The organism is Paraburkholderia sp. RAU2J, assembly GCF_003634845.1.
Classification (GTDB): domain Bacteria; phylum Pseudomonadota; class Gammaproteobacteria; order Burkholderiales; family Burkholderiaceae; genus Paraburkholderia; species Paraburkholderia fynbosensis.
The window spans coordinates 2,428,773-2,446,730 of sequence record NZ_RBXG01000001.1; the positions used below are offsets into that span (position 1 = coordinate 2,428,773).

Consider the following 17,958-nt stretch of genomic DNA (forward strand, 5'->3'; position numbering starts at 1 on the left):
GCTTCCTGCTGCCGTCAGGCATCGGATCAAGGAGAACGCGTCATGTTGAAGAAGACTTACCCGTACTACCTCGCCAACGAGGCGGTGGCGGCCAACACCGATCTCGAAGTCACCGATAAATTCAGCGGCGAAGTGGCGACCCGCGTCGCGATGGCCGACGCGGCAGCGATCGACAAGGCGATCGGCCACGCCGTCGATGCGATGCCCGCCATGCGCGCGTTCCCGCCGTTCAAGCGTCAGGCGGTGCTCGAACACTGCGTGAAGCGCTTTCGCGAACGTTATGACGAACTGGCGCTCGCGCTGTGCATCGAGGCGGGCAAGCCGATCAACGATTCGAAAGGCGAGGTCACGCGCCTGATCGACACGTTCAAGGTGGCTGCCGAGGAAAGCGTGCGGATCGACGGCGAGATCGTCAATCTGGAGATTTCACCGCGCGCGAAGGGCTATCACGGCTACGTGAAGCGCGTGCCGATCGGGCCGTGCTCGTTCATCTCGCCGTTCAATTTTCCGTTGAACCTGACCGCGCACAAGGTTGCGCCGGCGATTGCCGCGGGCGTGCCGTTCGTGCTGAAGCCGGCGAGCCGTACACCGGTCGGCGCGCTGATCATGGGCGAGATTCTCGCGGAAACCGATCTGCCCAAAGGCGCGTTCTCGATCCTTCCCGCGCATCGCGATGGCGCCGATCTGTTCACTACCGACGAGCGTTTCAAGCTGCTCTCGTTCACCGGTTCGCCGGCGGTGGGATGGGATCTCAAGGCGAAGGCCGGCAAGAAGAAAGTGATTCTGGAGTTGGGCGGCAACGCGGCCGCGATCGTCGACGGCGATCAGGGCGGCAAGCTCGACTACGTGGTCGAGCGGCTCGCGTTCGGCGCGTTCTATCAGTCGGGGCAGAGCTGCATCGGCGTGCAGCGGATTCTGGTGCACGCGAAGGTGTACGACGCGCTGCGTGAGAAGCTGATCGCGAAAACGAAGTCGCTGGTGATGGGCGATCCGAAAGACGAAAAGACCTTCGTCGGGCCGATGATCTCCGAATCGGAGTCCAAACGCCTCGCTGGCTGGATGGACGGCGCGGTGCAGGCGGGCGCGACAATCGTCGCGGGCGGCAAGGTCGACGGCGCGATGTTCGAGGCCACGCTGCTCGAAGGCGTGAAGCGCGGCACCGATCTGTACCGCAAGGAAGCCTTCGGTCCGGTCGCGATCCTGGAGCGCTTCGACGATTTCGAGGCCGCCCTCGCGACGGTCAACGACAGCGACTTCGGTCTGCAAGCGGGCGTGTTCACCGATTCGCTCGCGCACGCGCATCGCGCGTGGGACGCGCTGGAAGTCGGCGGTGTGGTGATCAACGACGTGCCGTCGTTCCGGGTCGACAACATGCCGTATGGCGGCGTGAAGGATTCGGGGCTGGGGCGCGAAGGCGTGCGCTACGCGATCGAAGATATGACGGAGATGCGTTTGATGGTGATGCGCGAGACGTGGTGAGGGGCGTGGCGCTGGGGAGTGAGCGGGGTAGGGCAGGCACCGGTCGCGCACGCCTCTCCTGTCACGCAATTGTCGCCTGCGCGCACTACGCTCGCGAGCGAGGCGGGCGGCCGCCCGGCGGCGATCCGCCGGCGCTCGCGCGACGAGCCCTCGCGACGAGCTTTCGGCGACGTAAGCAGAAAGCCGCCACATGCGCCATGAGTGTTTTTGCTGAAGTGCTACAATACCGGCCTTTCCGGCGGGTGTTTCCGCCGGCCGGAGCCGGCCGCAGTTTTCCCGAAGCACTGACGGGTCCCGTGCGGAACGCCGTGGCTCCGCCTTCATCCTGATGCCCTCTGCGGTTTCGACCGCTGCCGCGCGCACCGCGCCAAGCGCATTTTTAGCGAAAGCCACCATGTCCGACACAGCCGTCACGCCCAGCACTGCGACTTTTGATCAATTCGGTCTCGCGCCCGACATCCTGAAAGCCGTCAAAGAATCGGGCTACACCACGCCAACGCCGATCCAGGCGCAGGCGATTCCCGTCGTGCTGGCCGGCCGTGACGTGATGGGCGCCGCGCAGACCGGCACCGGCAAGACCGCGAGCTTCTCGCTGCCGATCATCCAGCGGCTGCTGCCGCAGGCGAGCACGAGCGCATCGCCCGCACGCCATCCGGTGCGCGCGCTGATCCTCACGCCGACTCGCGAACTCGCCGACCAGGTCGCCGCCAACGTGCAGTCATATGCGAAGCACACGGCGCTGCGCAGCGCCGTGGTGTTCGGCGGCGTGGATATGAATCCGCAGTCCGAGCAACTGCGCCGCGGCGTCGAAATCCTGATCGCCACGCCGGGCCGTCTGCTCGATCACGTGCAGCAGAAAACCGCCAACCTGGGCCAGGTGCAGATCCTCGTGCTCGACGAAGCCGACCGGATGCTCGACATGGGCTTCCTGCCGGACCTGCAGCGCATCCTGAACCTGCTGCCGAAGGAACGTCAGACGCTGCTGTTCTCGGCCACCTTCTCGGGCGAAATCAAGAAGCTCGCGGCCACGTATCTGCGCAACCCGCAGACTATCGAAGTCGCGCGCAGCAACTCGACCGCGACCAACGTCACGCAGGTCGTCTACGAAGTCGCCGAGGGCGACAAGACCGGCGCGGTCGTGCAACTGATCCGCGAGCGCAGCCTCAAGCAGGTGCTCGTGTTCTGCAACAGCAAGATCGGCGCGAGCCGGCTGGCGCGCAGCCTCGAACGCGACGGCGTGGTGGCGACCGCGATTCACGGCGACCGCTCGCAGAACGAGCGTATGCAGGCGCTCGACGCGTTCAAGCGCGGCGAGATCGAAGCGCTGGTGGCGACCGACGTCGCCGCGCGCGGGCTGGATATCGTTGAACTGCCCGCAGTGATCAACTTCGACCTGCCGTTCAACGCGGAAGATTACGTGCACCGGATCGGCCGTACCGGGCGTGCCGGGGCGTCGGGCGACGCGCTGTCGCTGTGCAGCCCGAACGAGCGCAAGCAGCTTGCCGATATCGAGAAGCTGATCAAGCGGCCTCTCGATGTGCAACGCCTGACCGTTGCAGCGCCGGTGCGTCATCACCACGAAGAGCGCGCGCCGCGCCGCGAGCGCAGCGGCGATGGCCGTGAGGGTCGCGACGAGCGCGGCAGCCGCCGTCGTACGGGCGCGCCGTCATCGGGCTCGTTCGACCGGCCGCATCACCATCGCGCGCAGCCGGTGGATGACTTTTTCCTCAAGCCGTATGAGCCGTCGCCGTCTTCGCTGCGCAAGATCGAAGAAGCGGCAGCAACGGCCGCGCCGCAGAAGTCGGGCTCGAAGCAGCCGTTGGCGGCATTGCTGGGCGGGTTTGGGATGCCGAGGAAGTCGACCTCGTCGTCGTGATGCTGGCGCGGAAGGGTTAGCGCCTTTTCGACGCCTTGCAAGGTTCTTCAGACGCTTCGGTGGTTTAAACGTCTCAAGCATTTCAAGCGCTTCGCGGTTTCAACTGCGAAGCGCTTTTTATTTTGTGACGCCCATTCGCCGGGCCCATGCCGTGGTGGCGGCGGCATAGAAGCCCTCCAGCGTCGTGTGGGCCTGGCCGTTCAGATCGCCGAGTCCCAGATGGCGCGCCGCGGCGCTGAGCGATTCGAGCGGCCTGTCGCTGTCGAGCGCGGTGGCGCCATTCTGCTTGCTCAACTTTTCGCCGAGTTCGTTCGTCACGACGGGCACATGCAGATACCGCGGCGTCGACACACCGAGACAGCGTTGCAGATAAATCTGCCGCGCCGTCGAATCCATCAGATCCACGCCGCGTACGACGTGCGTGATGCCCGCGTCCGCATCGTCGACCACCACCGCCAGCTGATACGCCCATTGGTCGTCCGCGCGCTTCAGGACGAAGTCGCCGACTTCGGTGGCGAGGTTTTGCGTCTGCTCGCCCTGCCAGCGATCGTCGAACGCGATCACGGCAGCAGCGCCGTCAGGCACGCGTAGCCGCCAGGCGCGCGCCGGTTTGCCGTTCAGACCGTGACGGCAGGTGCCGGGGTACGCGAGGGTGGTGTTGCGCGCGTGCGCGTGCAGCAGCGAGTCGGCGATTTCCTTGCGCGTGCAGCCGCACGGATAGATCAGACCGGTCGGCTTCAGCTGCTCCAGCGCCTGCTCGTAGCGCGCCGTGCGCCGGCTTTGCCAGATGGGTGCCTCGTCGGCCTGCATGCCGAAGCGCGCGAGGGTCGCGAGAATGTCGTCGGCGGCGCCCGGCACGGTGCGCGGCCGGTCGACGTCTTCGATCCGCACGAGCCAGGTGCCCTCATGCGCGCGGGCGTCGAGCCAGCTTGCCAGCGCGCTGACCAGCGAGCCGAAATGCAGCGGCCCGGTAGGCGACGGTGCAAAGCGTCCGCGATAGGTCATGGCCGGGTGGCGTTCTCGTGCGCCGCCACCATCACGCCGCGCGCGCCGCCTTGCTGTCCGGATGACACGCCGGGCAGCTCTTGCCTGCAACGTACAGCGGCGATTGCTGCGCTTCGGGCGTGACCACGGCGCGGCAGCCGAAGCATTGCGCGGTCGCGGTAGGCTGCAATTGCGGATTCAGCGCGGTGCGGTAATCGAACACGAAGCAGTCGCCGTGATAATGCGCGCCGCCCACTTCCTCGAAGTACTTGAGGATGCCGCCTTCGAGCTGGTACACGTTCTCGATGCCGACTTCCTTCATGTGGATCGCGGCCTTCTCGCAGCGAATCCCGCCGGTGCAGAACGACACCACCGTCTTGCCTTCGAGATCGGCGCGATTGTTCTCGATCACCTCGGGAAACTCGCTGAATTTCGTAATGCGGTAGTCGAGCGCGTCGTCGAACGTGCCGACGTCCACTTCGAATGCGTTGCGCGTGTCGAGCATCACCACCGGGCGGCCCTCATCGTCGTGACCGCGGTCCAGCCAGGCCTTCAGCGTGGGGGCGTCGACGAACGGCGCGCGGCCGAGTTCCGGACGGATCGCCGGTTTCTTCATCGTGATGATTTCGCGCTTGAGCTTGACCAGCATGCGCGTGAACGGCTGCTTGTCCGACAGGCTTTCCTTGAATTGCAGGTTCGCGAACTTGCCCTCGAACAGCGCATCGTGACGGATGTAGTCGATGAAGGCGTCGGTGTGTTCGCGCGCGCCGGCGACGAACAGGTTGATGCCTTCCGGCGCGAGCAGAACGGTGCCGCGCAGGCCGAGCGCGTTGCAGCGTTCAGTGACGAGCGGGCGCCAGGCGGCGGTGTCTTCGATGGTCGCGAAATGATATGCGGCGAGATTGACGATACTCATGTGTGTTCAGCGGTAAGCAGCGGTATGAAGTGGCCGGCGTGGCGAAGCGCGGGGGGCGATGAGCCGCCGCGTGGGGCCCGGAACAGGTGGGCGAAGCCAGGGTGTCGCGGCCACGTCGAAAAGGGCGAAACCGCTATTATCCCTCAACCCGGCGTTTCCCCGGACTCTGCCGAATGGCCAGCCGATTGCGCCAGCTCAAATCGGCCGGCAATTTGTGGTGCCGCGTGGTGCCGCGTGGTGCCGTCTCCTGTCGTCACCGCATGTCGAGCCTGCCGCTGAAGCGGCGCGTCATGCTGCGAAACGCCCGCGCCGTGGCGCTGCCGCGTTCGCGTCTTAAGCCGGACGGCTAACGCGTGGTTTTGCGCTGAACACGGCGGAAGGGTGGAGTTACAATGTCGCCCATGTCAGATCCCCGCTTCGTTCATCTCCGCGTTCACTCCGAATTCTCGATTGCCGATGGCATCGTGCGTCTTGACGACGTCGTCAAGGCCGCGGCCAAAGACGGCCAGGGCGCGCTCGCCCTGACCGATCTCGGCAACGCGTTCGGCCTCGTCCGTTTCTACAAGGAAGCCCGCGGCAAAGGGGTCAAACCCATTGCCGGCTGCGACGTCTGGATCACCAATCCGGACGACCGCGACAAGCCTTCCCGTTTGCTGCTGCTGGTCAAGGACCGGCGCGGCTATCTGAATCTGTGCGAACTGCTCAGCAAGGCATCGCTCACGAACCAGTATCGCGGCCGCGCGGAACTCGAAGCCGGCTGGCTCGAATCCGGGCTGGGCGCTGGGCTGCTCGCGTTGTCGGGCGCACAGCATGGCGACGTCGGCCTCGCGCTTGCGGCCGGCAACGAGGAAGCGGCGAAGCGCAACGCGCTGCATTGGGCGAAGGTGTTCCCGGGAGGCTTTTACATCGAGTTGCAGCGTTGCGGCCAGCCGGGCGGCGAGCAATACGTGCAGCAGGCGGTTGCGCTCGCGGCATCGCTGAAATTGCCGGTGGTCGCCACGCATCCGATGCAGTTCATGACGCCCGACGACTTCACTGCGCACGAAGCGCGCGTATGTATTTCCGAGGGCGACATTCTCGCGAATCCGCGCCGCCCGAAGCGCTTCACGGCCGAGCAGTATTTCCGCACGCAGGAGGAAATGGCCGCGCTGTTCGCGGATATTCCGTCGGCGCTCGCCAACACCGTCGAGATCGCAAAGCGTTGCAATCTCACGCTCGAACTCGGCAAGCCGAAGCTGCCGCTGTTCCCGACGCCCGATGGCATGTCGCTCGACGACTATCTCGTGCAGCTGTCGAAAGAGGGCCTCGAAAAGCGTCTCGAACAGTTGTACCCGGACGAGGCCGAGCGTGCCGCGCAGCGCGAAACCTACTACCAGCGCCTCGAATTCGAGTGCGGCACGATCATCAAGATGGGCTTTCCGGGCTATTTCCTGATCGTCGCGGACTTCATCAACTGGGCGAAGAACAACGGCGTGCCGGTCGGGCCGGGCCGGGGCTCGGGCGCAGGTTCGCTGGTCGCCTACGCGCTCGGCGTGACCGATCTCGACCCGCTGCGCTACAACCTGCTGTTCGAGCGTTTCCTGAATCCGGAGCGGGTGTCGATGCCCGACTTCGACATCGACTTCTGCCAGCACGGCCGCGATCGTGTGATCCAGTACGTGAAGGAGAAATACGGCGCGGACGCCGTGTCGCAGATCGCGACGTTCGGCACGATGGCCGCGAAAGCGGCGGTGCGCGATATCGGCCGGGTGCTCGATCTCGGCTACATGTTCACCGACGGGATCGCCAAGCTGATTCCGTTCAAGCCGGGCAAGCACGTCACGATCGCCGACGCGATGAAGGAAGAGCCGCTGTTGCAGGAGCGCTTCGACAACGAAGACGAAGTGCACCAGCTGATCGAACTCGCGCAGCGCGTCGAAGGCTTGACGCGTAACGTCGGCATGCACGCGGGCGGCGTGCTGATCGCCCCCGGCAAGCTGACCGATTTCTGCCCGCTCTACACACAGGGCGACGAAAGCGGCGTCGTCAGCCAGTACGACAAGGACGACGTCGAAGCGGTCGGCCTCGTGAAGTTCGACTTTCTGGGCTTGACCACGCTGACGATTCTCGACTGGGCCGAGCGCTATATCCGCCGGCTCGATCCGTCGAAGCAGGACTGGTCGCTCGGCCAGGTGCCGCTCGACGATCCGGCGTCGTTCTCGGTTCTCAAGAAAGCGAATACGGTCGCGGTGTTCCAGCTGGAAAGCCGCGGCATGCAGGGCATGCTGAAAGACGCGCAGCCCGACCGCTTCGAGGACATCATCGCGCTGGTCGCGTTGTACCGTCCCGGCCCGATGGACCTGATCCCGAGCTTCTGCGCGCGTAAGCACGGCCGCGAAGTGGTCGAGTATCCGGATCCGCGCGTCGAATCTGTTCTGAAAGAGACCTACGGCATCATGGTCTACCAGGAGCAGGTGATGCAGATGGCGCAGATCATCGGCGGCTATTCGCTGGGCGGCGCCGACTTGCTGCGTCGCGCGATGGGTAAGAAGAAGGCCGAGGAAATGGCCGAGCATCGCGAACTGTTCCGCCAGGGCGCTGCGAAGAACGGGCTCACCGCCGAGAAGGCCGACGAAATCTTCGACTTGATGGAGAAATTCGCGGGCTACGGCTTCAACAAGTCGCACGCTGCCGCGTATGCGCTGCTTGCGTACTACACCGCGTGGCTGAAGGCGCACCATCCGGCGGAATTCATGGCGGCGAATATGTCGCTCGCCATGGACGATACCGACAAGGTCAAGATCCTGTTCGAAGACTGTCTGACGAACAAGATGGCCGTGTTGCCGCCGGACGTGAATCTGTCCGCGTATCGCTTCGAACCGGTCGCGCAAGCCGACGGCAAGCGCTCGAAAACAATCCGTTATGGGCTGGGCGCGATCAAGGGCAGCGGCCAGAACGCGATCGAAGAGATCCTGCGCGCGCGCGAAGAAGGGCCGTTCATCGACATCTTCGATTTCTGCAACCGGGTCGATCGCCGTATCGTCAATCGCCGTACCATTGAAGCGTTGATTCGCGCGGGCGCGTTCGACACCTTGCATGCGAATCGCGCGCAACTGATCGCGTCGGTCTCGCTCGCGATGGAAGCGGCCGAGCAGGCGAGCGCCAATGCGTTGCAGGCGGGTCTGTTCGACATGGGCGACGCGCCGTCGCAGGGTCACGAACTGGTCGACGAGCCGGAATGGCCGGAAAAGAAGAAACTCCAGGAAGAGAAGGCCGCGCTCGGCTTTTACCTGTCGGGCCACCTGTTCGACGCGTACAAGGACGAAGTGCGCCGCTTCGTGCGCCAGAAGATCGGCGACTTGAAGGAAGGGCGCGACAAGCTGGTCGCGGGTGTCATCGCGTCGCTGCGCACGCAGATGACCCAGCGCGGCAAGATGCTGATCGCGCTGCTCGACGACGGCACCGGCCAGTGCGAAGTGACGGTCTTCAACGAGACCTTCGAAGCGCACAAGCAACTCTTCAAGGAAGACGAACTGCTGGTGGTGCAAGGCCAGGCGCGTAACGACGCGTTCACGGGCGGCATCCGCTTTACCGTCGACACGGTCATGGACCTGGGCCGCGCGCGCTGCCGTTACGCGGAAGCCGTGAAGGTGCAGATGAACGGCAATGCGGATGCGCTGGCGTTGCGCCGCGTGCTCGAAGCGCATAGCGCCGGCAAGGACGAGCCGCAGGCGGCTCCCGCGCCGGCAGCATCATCGCGCGGCAACGGCGGCGGTTATGGCAACGACAATGGCCGTCAGCGTCAGGCGGTGCAGATCCCGAACGGCCTGGCTGTACAGGTGGTTTATCGCAGCGAAAATGCGCAAGGTGAAATGCGTCTGGGCGATGCCTGGCGTGTGAAGCCGACTGACGAACTGCTCGCCGCGTTGCGTGGCGAGTTTGCGGGAAGCTCGATCGAGATCGTTTATTGAGGTCCGGGTTGAGTCCGCGCGGTCCGCGCAGTTCGGGCGGACAGACGCCGGTCCGCATTGAGCGCCATTACCCCGCGCCGCCTTTCCTTCACCCCCTGCCGCGCCGCGTCTCTTCGCTCAAACGCGCCAGCTTCAAAAACCGGTAGTAAACCGTCTCCGCGTTGAACACCGCGATCATGAAGCCGGCGCGGCCATCCAGAAAACCGCGCCGCAGCAGATAGGTACGCAAGAACGCCCACGCGCCGCGCCCGAGCGCCTTGCCGAAGCTGCCGCGTTGCCCCGCCGCGTGACGTTGCTGCGCGCCCGCCGTCGAATACGCGTCGAGCTTGCGCAGCACGCCTTCGAAGTCCTCGTACGAGTAGTGCATCAGCTTGCCGGTCAGACGTTGCGCGGGCGTGTCGAACACGAGTCGCTCGTGCACGAGGTCGTCGGAGAAACGCGCGGCCCCGCGTTTGAACAGACGCGGAATCCAGTCCGGATACCAGCCGCTGTGATGTATCCAGTGGCCGCAAAAACTCGACAGCCGGTCCACCGCGTAGACGTCGGCGGTGGGTGCGATGAGCGCCGCGCGGATCGCCACGCCCAGTTCCGGCGAGACGATCTCGTCGGCGTCGATCGACAGAATCCAGCTCGTGCTGAGCGCGTCGACCGCGCGGTTCTTTTGCGCACCGAAGCCGGGCCAGTCGGTCTGTTCGATCACGCGGGCGCCGTGCGCGCGGGCGATGTCGGCGGTGCCGTCGGTGCTGCCGCCGTCGATCACGACGATCTGATCGGCAAAGGCCACGGCTTGCAGGCATTCGGCCAGCCGCCCCGCCGCGTTTCGGGTGATGATGGCGACGCCGAGGGTGGTTTCTTGCATACCTGAGTTGCGTGGGCTGGGTTCGAGTGGCGAGGAACGCGGAATGATGGAGGCTAGTGGCGCAAACGAGTCTCGCGAGTATACACAGCCTCGCTCATCCGGCCCCACACCCAAGCGCTGGGCGCGGCGCGTGGAGCGTCGGCCGTCGCGCGCCTGGCTTTGCCAGTTGTCACGTCCAATGGCCACCACACCCCAAACCCATCCACTCCCCCCGGCCTCCACCCCCAACCGATTACAATGCTCTTTTTTGATAACCGCGCAACGCCCGTCCGGTGCGCTGCGCGGTTGCTGTCCCGCATTCACAGAGGATTCCTTGAGCGCGAAGCCAACGTTAAGCAAACCCATCGGTTCAGGTGAGGCGTCGTCGCCGGCCGTCGTCTTCCGGCGCCTGTGGCCGTACATCAAGCCGCTGCTGTGGGTGGTGGTCGGCGCGATCGTCGCGATGGCCGTCAGCGCCGGCACCGACGCCGCCATCCCCGCCTTGCTCAAACCCCTGCTGGACAAAGGCTTCGGCGCGCACGCGAGCGACAGCGCCAAGTGGTTCGTGCCGGTCGCGGTGATCGGCCTCGCGCTCATTCGCGGCGTGTCGCAATACGCGTCCGGCTATCTGCTCGCATACGTGTCGAACAAGATCCTGCTCGACCTGCGTCTGAAGATGTTCAACCGGATGATCCACACGAGCGTTGCGTTTTTCCAGCGCGAAACCGCGAGCACGGTGATCAACGCGATCGTGTTCGAGGTGAACCAGATTCTCAACGTGCTGCTGAGCGTGATGGTGACGCTCGTGCGCGACTCGCTGACGGTGATCTTCCTGCTCGGCTATCTGTTCTATCTGAACTGGCGACTGACGCTGATCGTCGCGGTGCTGCTGCCGGGGATCGGCTGGCTGGTCGGCAAGATCAATCGCCGTCTGCGGCGCCTGAACCGCGAACATCAGTTGCTGACCAACGAGCTGTCGTACATCGTCGAAGAGACGGTCGGCGGCTACAAGGTCGTCAAGGTGCATAACGGCGAGCAGTACGAGATCGACCGCTTCACGACGATGAGCAAGCGCTTGCGCGGCTACGCGATGCGCATGACGGTGTCCGGTGGTCTCGCACAGCCGTTGACGCAGTTCCTCGCGTCGATCGCGCTCGCCGTCGTGATTACGATCGCGGTGGTGCAGTCGTCGTCGGACCAGACCACGGTGGGCGGCTTCGTCGCGTTCGTCACGTCGATGCTGCTGATCATTTCGCCGCTCAAGCATCTGATGGACGTGAACCAGCCGCTGCAGCGCGGCATGACGGCCTGCGAGCTGATCTTCGGTCTGATCGACGAGCCCTCCGAGCCGGAAGGCGGCGGCAAGCCGCTCCAGCGCGCGCGCGGCGAGGTGGAGTTCCGCGATGTGTCGTTCAATTACAGCACCAACGGCACGAGCGCCACGCATAAACGCCACACGCTCGATCACGTGTCGTTCAAGGTAGCGCCGGGCGAAATGGTCGCGCTCGCGGGGCCGTCGGGCAGCGGCAAGACCACGCTGGTGAATCTGCTGCCGCGCTTTTTCGATCCGACCGGCGGCCAGATTCTGGTCGACGGGGTGCCGCTGCCGGAATACGATCTGCACGCGCTGCGCGGCCAGATCGCGATGGTGAGCCAGGACGTGGTGCTGTTCAACGACACGGTCGCCAACAACGTCGCGTACGGCCAGACTGCCGATGCGCAGAAGGTCAGGGCGGCGCTGCGCGCGGCCAACCTGTGGGACACCGTCGAGGCGATGCCGAACGGCATCGAGACCCTGGTCGGCGACAACGGCATGATGCTCTCGGGCGGCCAGCGGCAGCGTCTGGCGATTGCGCGCGCGATCTACAAGGACGCGCCGATCCTGATTCTCGACGAAGCCACTTCCGCGCTCGATTCCGAATCCGAGCGCCACGTGCAGTCCGCGCTGGAAACGTTGATGAAGGGCCGCACGACGCTGGTCATTGCGCACCGTCTGTCGACAATCGAACGCGCCGACCGGATTCTCGTGTTGGAAGCAGGGCGCATCGTCGAGCGCGGCAGCCATCGTGAGTTGCTGAAGCAGGATGGGCTGTATGCGCATCTGCACCGCATCCAGTTCCAGCAGAACGCGGCCTGATCAGACCGGTTCGAGCGACGCCCGGTCTGGTGGCTGAGCGTCGCGTCTTCATCGCCCCGTTGAACGGGGAAATACTTTTCACATTTCGGCCGGCATCGTCCGTCGCGCGGCGCACCGCAATTGCAACGCGCGATTTCAGCGACGGTCTTTGCGCACCACGCGCTTGAGCCAGATGCCCGGCGCGTACACCGCCGGACAGCTCGCATACAGAAACATCCGAATGCGCAGCCCGAGCTTCACGCCGGCACTGCGCATCAGCAAACCGATGCGCTCGCCGAGACTGCCTGCCTCGAACATCGCGTGGATGAACTGCTCACGCGCGAGCTTGGGCGCCATCGCCGCGCGCATGCGTTCGCCCACCCCGGCCACCCCGGCGTCGCGCTGCAACTGCGCCAGTTCCGCCAGTCCGTAACGATTGCTCTGGCGTATCCGCGCGATCAGCTCATCCACCGAACCATAGCGGCGTTTGCGCGACAGCCCGCCGCGCCGGTAGCGCACCAGCGGCTCGCGCAGGCTCATGGCGCCGCCCGACAGGATAGCGCGCAGCACCATGATCTGATCTTCGGCCGCGGCGCCCGGCAGCATCGGCCCGAAGCGCTCGAACAGCCGCCGCGACCAGGTGTGCGCCGCGCCGATCAGCCATGGGCGGCCCGCCAGCCAGTCGTCGAAACTGCGATAGGCGTCGAGTTCGGTAGGGCTCAGCCGCTCGTGAAGCTGGCCTGCCTCGTCCATGTCGGCGAGGTCGGTGGCGATCAGATCGGGGCGGCGCTCGTGCGCGAGCCAGAAGTCGACCACCCGCTCGCAGCGGGTCGACGCCGACATGTCGTCGCCCGCGGCGACGAACAGCAGCTCTCCGTGCGCCAGTTGCGCGATTTGCGACAGGTGCGCGCTGATGCCCTGGTTGGCCGCGTTGCGCCGCGTGATCACCCGATGCGGACCGTGGTAGCCGGCGAGCGCCGCTTCGATCGCAGTAAAGGTCGCGTCGCTGGACGCGTCGTCCGAGATGATGATTTCGAGCGGCTGATAGGTCTGCGCGAGCGCGCTGCGCACGGCATCGCCGATCTGTCCGGCCTGGTTGTAGGCGATCAGCAGCATCGTGACCAGCGGGCGTTCGGTGCCCGGCGTGGCGTGGGGCGCCGCGGGGGACGGGTGAGGCGGCAGGCTATCGGTCATGGAGTGGGAGCGGTTGCGATTGGGCTAGATTTTAATCGGTGCAGACGCGGCTGCGGGATTGCGGCTTCGATCCGCAGCGCCGCGGCAGGCATCCTTTACAATTGCCGCTGCTTACGACCAACCGGCCCGCGTGGCGCTGCGTGTCCATGCCCGTGTGCAACCCGCCTGACACCGCATGTGCGCCGCGTGCGCCCTTCACCGAGATCCGATCCTTGTCCGACCCGACCCGCCGCCCACTCACCGACATCGCGCTGACCACCCAGGCGCTGAAAAACAGCGGCGGCGCCGAACGCTATACGCGCGACGTGATCGCCGGCCTGCATCGGATGGGCTTGCGTCCGACGCTGTTCGCCCGCGAAATCGACCGAAGCCTGCCCGAAGCGGCATGGATCGACGCGCAGCCGCTGAACGTGCGCTGGGCGCCGCGCAAGCTGCGCAATCTCGCGTTCGACTGGCGGCTGAAGCAGCGGCTCAAACGGCACCGCCCCGCCTGCGTGTTTTCGATCAATCACTCTACCCAAGCCGATGTGGCGTTGTGCGGCGGCACGCATCCGGGCTCGCTTGAAGCCGCCGGGCGCAGCGCGCGCCGCAGCGATGAGTGGCAGATCGACATGGAGCGGCGCGTCTACACGCAGGCGCGGTCGATCATCGCGCATTCGCAACTGATGAGCCGCGAGCTGCAGCACTTTTACGGCGTGGCGGCGCAGCGTATCGACGTCATCTATCCGCCGGTCGACACCGCGCGCTTCCAGCCGCTCACCGACGAAGCCCGCGCGGCGGTGCGCCGCCAGCTCGACTTGCCTGAAGACCGTGTGATCTTCGTGTTCTCGTCGACCAGTCACGAGCGCAAAGGCTATCCGCTGCTGGAGGCGTTTTTCACGCGGACCACGTTGCCGGTGTGCCTTGTCGTCGCCGGCCGGCCGGTGCCTAAGACCAGTGAGACGATTCGCTACGTCGGCTACAGCAAGGAGATCGAGAAGCTGTTCGCGGCCGCCGACTTCACGGTCGTCGCGTCGGCGTACGAGCCGTTCGGTCTCGTCGGCGTCGAGTCGGTGATGTGCGGCACGCCGCTCGTGATCGCGGACAACGTCGGCTCGGCGGAGACCGTCACCGGCGCGGCGAAGATCGCGTTCTCGAGGCAGTCTGGCGGGAGTTTCGAGCGCGCGATCGGACAGGCGGTGGAGCGGGTGCGCGCAGGCGGCGCGCGGATCGCGCGGCCGCTCGAGAGTCTGGTGTACGACCCGAGCGTCGATGCGCATGTTGCCGCGCTTTATGAGCTGTTCACGCGGTGAAACTGATCAGCTGATGTGCGGCTGGGCCAGCGACGGGCGCGGGAGCACGCCGAATTGGCGGTAAGGGGAGCAAGCCGGTCCGAATCCGCCGGGCGCCCGCTGGCGCGACTCACGCACGACCTCGGGCCTTGATGCCTCTGAGGCACGCCTCGCGCCGAAGGCGGGCGCGGCCAGCGTGCAGGCGCGGGTGCGGGAAAACGCCGGATCGGCAGAGGTGGGAGCAAGCCGGCCCGGGCCCCGCCGGGCGCCCGCTCACGAAACCCCGTCCGCCTTCAGACCTTGACGCCGCCAGCGCGGCGAGCCGCATGTAAGGCCGGCGCCAGCGCGCTCTGCAGTTCGCGCTTTCTTGCATCGACCACCGCGAGCAGCGTGGCGACCAGCAACGCGAGCAGCACCGTGACCATGATCGGCACGAGCACGTCGATGGTCAGCCCGAAAATCACAGTGCTGGTGGCGACCGCGAGGCCCGCGTAAGAGGCCGCGCGGATCGCCGGGTCGGCCGAATGCCGATGCCGCCAGAAATAGACCGAGATCCCATAGTAGAACAGCAGCAGGCCCGCCACGCCGATCGCGCCCATCTCGGCGAGCGCCGAGAAAAAGTCGCTATGGGCGCGCTCGTTGACGATCTCGGCCTTCACTTCGCCGCGCCGCGCCATCACGCCTAGCTCTTCGGCCAGATGTCCCTTGCCGACGCCGTATACCGGGTGATGCATGAAAATCAGCCGCGACGCGTTCCACAACTGCAGGCGCAGACCCACCGAGGTGTAATCCTCGCCCTTGTGCATCATCGAGACGTCGGTCGACACTTCGCTCAGGCGCTTCTGGATGCGCTCGGTCGACAGTAGCGTGCCGGCCACGAGCACGATCGCCAGCGTCGCGATCAGCAGACGCTTCTTGTGCGCAAACCACTGGTACTGCATGCCGAGCAGCACCACGAACACGGGCACGGCCAGCCAGCCGCCACGCGTGCCCGACAGATACGACGCATAGCCGCCCGCCACCAGCGCGAGCACACGCGGCACCAGCACGCGCCAGTCGCGCGGCTTGTCCCAGCCGAGCGTGAAGACCGACAGGAAAGCGAGCAGCAGCGCGGTATCGCCGAACGGAATCGCGTTCGTGTAGGAATTATTCAGACGATTCGCATCGGTCCAGCCGCCAGGGGGCTGATCGATGATCCCCCAGAGCCCGACCGCCAGCGCGCCGGCCGCGCAGCCCCAGCCGATCATGCGCAGATTGCGCGATGGCAATTGCCGCAGCAGCAGGAAGATCGGCAGCGCGAGCACGAAGCGCGACAGCGCGTCGAATTGCCGGGGCAGCCAGTAGCCGAATAGCAATTGCTGCGCGGCGACCGCGACGACTAGCGCCAGCATGCCGATGGTGAACCAGCGATAGGTGCGCAGCGCCGAAAAATAGCCCGGCATGCGCCGGTTGACGACGGCGGCGCCGAGCGCCAGCGCGAGAATTGCGAAAAAGCAGTAGCCGGTGCCGCCGCGCCACATCAGATTGACCGCGGGCGCGAGAAACAGCAGGGCTGTGCAGAGCCAGACCAGACTGGAAGCAAAAATCATAGGGCAACGATTTGTATGAACACTACCGTTCCGGTGGTGGAGTTGCAGGGGGAGCCGGACCATTGAGAGACGTTTTTCAAGACGGTAGAGCGAACGGGATTATAACCGTGCCCCTCCTTGCAAAATGCTTGCAGTTTGCACGCGGAAAGGTGCGGCAAGGCGGGCCCACGACACGGCGCAGGAAATCGGCGGGTAAAGGGCGCGAGCGCAAGGCGGCGCGGCACTTGTGGCGATTGGCGTGGCGGTCTGCGTGAGCTTGCGCGCAGCGCTCTGCGCTCGGCGTAAGCGGCCCCACGTGGCCGCGGCCCGGCGGCCGGCGCCCGGCTATTTGTCGTACGGGCGCGCCGCGGCGGTACAATCCCGCGAAACTCATGGCCGGCGCGCGGCGCATGTCGTGCCCGCACCCGGCTCAACGGACCGAATCGATGTTCTCAATCATCATCCCGACCTGGAACAACCTGCCTTACCTGCGCCTCGTGATCGAGAGCCTGCGGCGTCATTCGACGCACGCGCATCAGATCATCGTGCACGTCAACGACGGTTCGGACGGCACGCTCGCCTGGGTGCGCGACGAGGGCATCGAACATACCGCGTCGCCCGGCAACATCGGCATCTGCCACGCGGTGAATATCGCCGCGGCGCGCGCGACACACGATTACATCGTCTACATGAACGACGACATGTATTGCTGCCCCGGCTGGGACGACGCGCTCGTCAAACGCCTCGCCCAGATGCCCGCCGACAACCTGTTCATGCTGTCCGGCACGATGGTCGAGCCGGTCGATTCCGGCAATCCGTGCGTGGTGGTGCGCAACTTCGGCCGCGACGTGGAGACTTTCCGCGCCGACGAACTGGTCGCCGCCGCGCCCGGCATGGCGCGCGCCGACTGGCGCGGCGCGACATGGCCGCCGACGCTCGTGCATCGCGACTGGTGGCACAAGGTGGGTGGCTATAGCAGCGAATTGAGTCCCGGCATGAGCAGCGACAACGACTTTTCGATGAAATTGTGGGACGCCGGCTGCCGCGTCTTCCTCGGCGTCGGCGACAGTCTCGTGTATCACTTCCAGCAGAAGAGCACCGGCAAGGTCGTCAAGAACGACGGGCGCCGTCAGTTCCTGAACAAGTGGGGCATGACCCAAGCCACGTTCGACCGCTACTATCTGCGGCGCGGCACGGCTGTCGAGGGCGGCGCGGCGGTGAGCGAGCCCGAGCGCACCGGGCGCCTGCGCCGCGCGCTGTTGAAATCGCGGATCAAGCGGGCGTTCAGCTGACGGCGTCTTGTCGTGCGTGAGCGGGCACTCAGACGCGCGCCCGAACCTCGCGGGCTAGGCGTCGGCCCGCAGCAGTCCACGCCGCTACGGCCAGTCCGTCACACGCCGCCCGTCACCAGCGGCAACACCGTCAGATCCGGATGCGTGCCGTCGACGATGCTGCGTCCCACATGCATCCCTTCGAAGAGCGCGTCGTCCTTGCTGGCGAAGCTCTCCTCGCCGTCCGCATGGAACGGCACGGCATGGCCGGGAATCGCCGGATCGGCGCCCGGATGACAGACATAGCCGACATACGTGTAGCGGTTATCAGCCGCGGCTGACGGCCTGGTTTCGTCGGGCGGGGTCTTTGGCAGCGGCGCCACGTGTATTTCGAAGCCCTCGTATTCCACCATTTGCCAGGGTGCGGTTTCATCGGCCATGGCCGCCTCCGTCTTCGTCGTGTCTACCAAAAAGTCTAGGTGATCCGCGAGCGAA

At 65.5% G+C, this 17,958-nt stretch carries 13 protein-coding genes; 7 read left to right on the top strand and 6 right to left on the bottom strand.

Annotated elements, in window-relative coordinates; all coding sequences use genetic code 11:
- Window positions 1–42 precede the first annotated feature (42 nt).
- Both B0G69_RS11125 and B0G69_RS11135 read left to right on the top strand, forming a co-directional pair.
- On the top strand, window positions 43–1,479 hold the full coding sequence (locus B0G69_RS11125; RefSeq protein WP_121316923.1) for an aldehyde dehydrogenase family protein: 1,437 nt from the start codon (window positions 43–45) through the stop codon (window positions 1,477–1,479).
- A 394-nt stretch (window positions 1,480–1,873) separates the two neighbouring features.
- Window positions 1,874–3,355: a DEAD/DEAH box helicase gene (locus B0G69_RS11135; RefSeq protein ID WP_121319312.1), complete on the top strand. Its 1,482-nt coding sequence runs from the start codon at window positions 1,874–1,876 to the stop codon at window positions 3,353–3,355.
- Between the two features lie 117 nt (window positions 3,356–3,472).
- Here the strand turns inward: B0G69_RS11135 and gluQRS are convergent, their stop codons facing one another.
- Window positions 3,473–4,360 carry a tRNA glutamyl-Q(34) synthetase GluQRS gene (gluQRS, locus tag B0G69_RS11140; protein WP_121316924.1) on the bottom strand — a complete coding sequence of 296 codons (888 nt, stop codon included), beginning with the start codon at window positions 4,358–4,360 and terminating at the stop codon, window positions 3,473–3,475.
- A 31-nt stretch (window positions 4,361–4,391) separates the two neighbouring features.
- Window positions 4,392–5,255 (bottom strand): sulfurtransferase, encoded by an 864-nt coding sequence (locus tag B0G69_RS11145; RefSeq protein WP_121316925.1) that lies wholly within the window; start codon window positions 5,253–5,255, stop codon window positions 4,392–4,394.
- A 173-nt stretch (window positions 5,256–5,428) separates the two neighbouring features.
- On the opposite strand from B0G69_RS11145, the gene B0G69_RS40995 reads away from it, so the two are divergent.
- Window positions 5,429–5,605, top strand: coding sequence for a hypothetical protein (locus B0G69_RS40995; RefSeq protein ID WP_158608933.1), 177 nt, complete (start codon window positions 5,429–5,431; stop codon window positions 5,603–5,605).
- Between the two features lie 42 nt (window positions 5,606–5,647).
- Window positions 5,648–9,205, top strand: a complete 3,558-nt coding sequence (dnaE, locus tag B0G69_RS11150; RefSeq protein WP_121316926.1) for a DNA polymerase III subunit alpha — start codon at window positions 5,648–5,650, stop codon at window positions 9,203–9,205.
- Window positions 9,206–9,293: 88 nt separating this feature from the next.
- On the opposite strand, the gene B0G69_RS11155 is transcribed toward dnaE, so the two are convergent.
- Entirely contained in the window at window positions 9,294–10,064 is a 771-nt protein-coding gene (locus B0G69_RS11155) for a glycosyltransferase family 2 protein (protein ID WP_121316927.1), read from the bottom strand.
- A 313-nt stretch (window positions 10,065–10,377) separates the two neighbouring features.
- On the opposite strand from B0G69_RS11155, the gene msbA reads away from it, so the two are divergent.
- Window positions 10,378–12,180 (top strand): lipid A export permease/ATP-binding protein MsbA, encoded by a 1,803-nt coding sequence (gene msbA, locus B0G69_RS11160; protein ID WP_121316928.1) that lies wholly within the window; start codon window positions 10,378–10,380, stop codon window positions 12,178–12,180.
- Window positions 12,181–12,315: 135 nt separating this feature from the next.
- Here msbA and B0G69_RS11165 read toward each other — a convergent pair whose 3' ends face one another.
- Window positions 12,316–13,353, bottom strand: a complete 1,038-nt coding sequence (locus B0G69_RS11165; protein WP_121316929.1) for a glycosyltransferase — start codon at window positions 13,351–13,353, stop codon at window positions 12,316–12,318.
- Window positions 13,354–13,565: 212 nt separating this feature from the next.
- Between B0G69_RS11165 and B0G69_RS11170 the strand changes: the two genes are divergently transcribed.
- Window positions 13,566–14,645: a glycosyltransferase family 4 protein gene (locus B0G69_RS11170; RefSeq protein ID WP_241991303.1), complete on the top strand. Its 1,080-nt coding sequence runs from the start codon at window positions 13,566–13,568 to the stop codon at window positions 14,643–14,645.
- Window positions 14,646–14,917: 272 nt separating this feature from the next.
- On the opposite strand, the gene B0G69_RS11175 is transcribed toward B0G69_RS11170, so the two are convergent.
- Window positions 14,918–16,213 carry an O-antigen ligase family protein gene (locus B0G69_RS11175; protein WP_121316930.1) on the bottom strand — a complete coding sequence of 432 codons (1,296 nt, stop codon included), beginning with the start codon at window positions 16,211–16,213 and terminating at the stop codon, window positions 14,918–14,920.
- A gap of 425 nt (window positions 16,214–16,638) precedes the next feature.
- On the opposite strand from B0G69_RS11175, the gene B0G69_RS11180 reads away from it, so the two are divergent.
- Window positions 16,639–17,484: a glycosyltransferase family A protein gene (locus B0G69_RS11180; protein WP_121319316.1), complete on the top strand. Its 846-nt coding sequence runs from the start codon at window positions 16,639–16,641 to the stop codon at window positions 17,482–17,484.
- A gap of 98 nt (window positions 17,485–17,582) precedes the next feature.
- On the opposite strand, the gene B0G69_RS11185 is transcribed toward B0G69_RS11180, so the two are convergent.
- On the bottom strand, window positions 17,583–17,903 hold the full coding sequence (locus B0G69_RS11185; RefSeq protein WP_121316931.1) for a hypothetical protein: 321 nt from the start codon (window positions 17,901–17,903) through the stop codon (window positions 17,583–17,585).
- Window positions 17,904–17,958 lie beyond the last annotated feature (55 nt).